Origin of the sequence: Microbulbifer sp. 2205BS26-8 (assembly GCF_030731025.1) — a bacterium.
In the GTDB taxonomy this organism is placed as follows: Bacteria; Pseudomonadota; Gammaproteobacteria; order Pseudomonadales; family Cellvibrionaceae; genus Microbulbifer; species Microbulbifer spongiae.
In genome coordinates this window covers 1-3,253 of sequence record NZ_JAVAMR010000094.1, presented here as the reverse complement: position 1 = coordinate 3,253, position 3,253 = coordinate 1, and the positions used below count along the sequence as shown (strand labels likewise).

The following is a 3,253-nucleotide window of genomic DNA, read 5'->3' as shown; positions in this document are numbered from 1 at the left end:
TCACCGACTTCAGTGAAGTCACGGATGAAGAGGTACAAGCAGTGATGGATCGACTTAACAACCGTCCGAGAAAGACGAGGGGTTGTCGATCACCAAACGAACTATTTATGGGACAGCGAGCAGATTTGCTTGCCGCGTAATGAAATTGCAGTTATTACTTGAAACCGCGTGATACTGAATTCAAAAGAAGCTCCTTTAAATATCGCCTTGCTCTAAATGCAAAGAACGCTAATTCCCAACCGTGGAAAGGTCAGACTATATCAGATCAGAGTCGCTATCGCCCGCAAAAAAGAAATACTGGAGCAGTTGCAAATGGGAGAAATCTCTGAGGCGACTTTGAAAGAAATTGCCGAGATTGACGTGATGCTGTCCCGATTCGCCGAACAGATTTTCACCATGGCAGAGGCCACGCAGAATCGTGCCAGCAAGCAACTGCATTAATCGCAACGCAGGAGCTATACCCACGCAACTATTCGTAGCCATCTAGGTAGATCTGAAGTAATTCTACGAAAACCCAATACCCAAGAAGGTGCTAACTTACCAAATCTTTTGAATTGTCACTGAAATGCCTATATCTTTCGTATCGGCGTATTGCCGAAAAAACTTGATTGATATAAGGTGTTTTTTGTAATTGTAACTCGACTATATAGGCGACCAAATATACGAAATGTTGCGTATTTTTGTGAATAGCATCTAATTTTATAGAAAATTTTTACTTAACAGTCTCTCGATAACTAAGTAAGCTGATATAGCGGTGTAAAACGATCAAATTGAAATAATATAATTTTTTTTACTATTGGGATTATACTATGTAGTTGTTATTCTTGCTGAAGCCCTGTTTGTTCTGAGTAGCTTGAACAAGCTACTGGCAAGACGAGATGGTGCTTTCAATTGAATCCTTAACATTATTCTCTAAGGAATTTTTGAGTGATTTATCTACTATGTGCATAGACCTGCATGTTTTTCGTCACCCTTCGCCTATTTTTTGGATTTTTCTTTATCGATATAACAGGTCTAGATCATAGTATCCTTTGCGCCGTGCATAAAGCAGTGCCAGTATTGTCGGCGCCTATATTTTGCAATTATTGGATGGATTGTAAATCTATCTCCGCATTTATGCATTTAGAGCAGAAGTTTTGTGCATATATTCCCGCTTGTCGATGCATAGAAAACGGAATTCTCTTTAAATATTGTAAGAAACTCGGAGAGGCTATCCGGTAGTACTGTTCATGAATGCAGAACAAAATAATAGAAGGCATCAGTAATTAATCGATTTTGAAAACCTAACAAAATTTTTAGAAAACCACCTGTCTGAACTGATAAGGAGCCAAAATGAGCCAGATGACTGCAGCACTTTTTCTATTATTATCATCCGTTGCCATGGCCCAGCAAATGGGTTCATCTAATGAGCAAACTCTAGAATTCCAATTGAATATTGACACGTTTTACAATTGTGCAGTCGACAGGCCGAATTCTGTAACCCAAGCGGTCACGGGTGCCTCGGCGAACGGCGAGACTTGCAATTCGTATCCCAACCAAGTCTCCGATTTCGATATCGATCCCGGTCCGGGCGTCGACCCTACGCCATGGGCATCTAATTCCTCGGCTACAGCAACTTTGCGAAACTGCGCATCCAATATCTGCAGGATTGCCGATGCATTTTCGTCGGTAAACTTGGGACTTTCTTCGCAACCAACATATGCCGATGAGAGCTCAATTTCCACGCGCACCCGTCGTGTTGACACGGACAATAGGGGCTGTCCCTCTTGCAACCCCAAGGGACGTGGGCAAGTTGGACAATCATGGGCTGCCGGGTGGCCTTTGACTTGCCCAAATGGCGGTGTAGAAACCGTTGAAGTTGAGTTAAGCCTCGATGTAACTTCAAAATCTGACTCCTACTTCTGCCAGGCAAGCACAGGGGGAACCAGCTCTATCGGGGCGCCAGATCGAATCGCCACCGATCTTTTCACCAGACTTACTATCGCCTACATGGATGCCAATAACCAAGAAATCAGTTCAGAAACGATACAAGGAGTCGTTTTTGCTAGTGAAGGGAGGCGCACGTACGTGGGCGGAGAACTCTTTGGCACAACGCTACCGACGACGAGCGGAGGCGGGCCTATTGAATGGGAGCTTCCACCGTGCCTCGTTGGAACCGTCTGCTTCGATGACGATCTGAATTTGGAGCACTCCTTCACCCTGACACCACCGGCTGGCACTGCCTGGGTTAGTTTCAGTGGACAGAAAACCTCGCTGACAAGTGATTATTTTGATGTCAATGAGGATGGGGTCATCGACTATTGGGATCGTGCAACACTGACTCTTCAATTCGGGAACGACGTCAATGACCAAGACTACCTACCGCACGCAGATCTGAACCAGAACGGTATCATCAACTCTGAGGATGCGTCGCGCTTAGATATGCAGGCTTGTATCGCTGACATTAACAGCGATGGGACAGCAGACACTACTGATTTTGATGCGTATATGGAATGGTATAATGCCGGCGACCCTCACGCGGAGCTCACGGGTGACGGGTCACTCAACTTTTTTGATGTTTCTGTCTACCAGGCAATGCTTGGAGCGGGCTGCTGATCGATATACCAGTTGAGCGGTTCGAGTGAGCATTGGAGAGAATTCTCTTGGGTATCCTCGACATTTCGGGCACAGGGAATGCGTAAGCTTTTCCTACAAGTAGACAGTTTCAAACTTGGCGCTTTGTGACAAACTGCGGTCAGGAGGCCGATATAAAGAACTCAAAATACTCTGCCGCTGTGATTAATCATCGCTACCTAAAAAACCATTTGGGCAAGAATTAGTCAATCACGGTTTTTCATCGAAGCACTCTTACCTTGGAATGTGAATTTGCAAGATGGGGTGCATTGAGCGATTACAATAGGGAGGCACCGCGAGGTGTCCTCCCTATCCCGATTCTTACCTTGGAAGCTTACGATAAGAGATAGCGAACAGGACTAAATGAGTTACAGGGTGCGATGTTTGGCCGCTTGCAGATCAAACCTGAACTACTACAGTTAAACACTAACTTAGCCTAGAACGGATCATCGCCTTGTCCGGGAAGCGCCGTATAACATTTTTTCACCCTAAAACTAACACCAGATAGCATACTATAAGTGTTGTTCTGCCAACTAAGTGGCAGGTATACTATTGGTTTAACTTCACCAGAGTTAGCCCGGATTTTGCACCATTTCAGATACAAGAACGGCGGAAAACCTTATCATTACTGGTGTCTAAG

2 protein-coding genes and 1 pseudogene are annotated in these 3,253 nt (G+C 44.9%); all 3 read left to right on the top strand.

The annotated features are described in order from the left end of the window. Positions 1-140, top strand: a pseudogene (locus Q5Y71_RS16475) (IS30 family transposase); the annotation flags it as partial. Positions 141-312: 172 nt separating this feature from the next. Further along, positions 313-441, top strand: a complete 129-nt coding sequence (locus Q5Y71_RS16470) for a hypothetical protein (protein WP_306043175.1) — start codon at positions 313-315, stop codon at positions 439-441. A gap of 891 nt (positions 442-1,332) precedes the next feature. Beyond that, the gene (locus tag Q5Y71_RS16465; protein ID WP_306043174.1) at positions 1,333-2,595 is read left to right on the top strand and encodes a GC-type dockerin domain-anchored protein; all 1,263 of its coding nucleotides are present in this window, start codon (positions 1,333-1,335) and stop codon (positions 2,593-2,595) included. Positions 2,596-3,253: the final 658 nt, after the last annotated feature.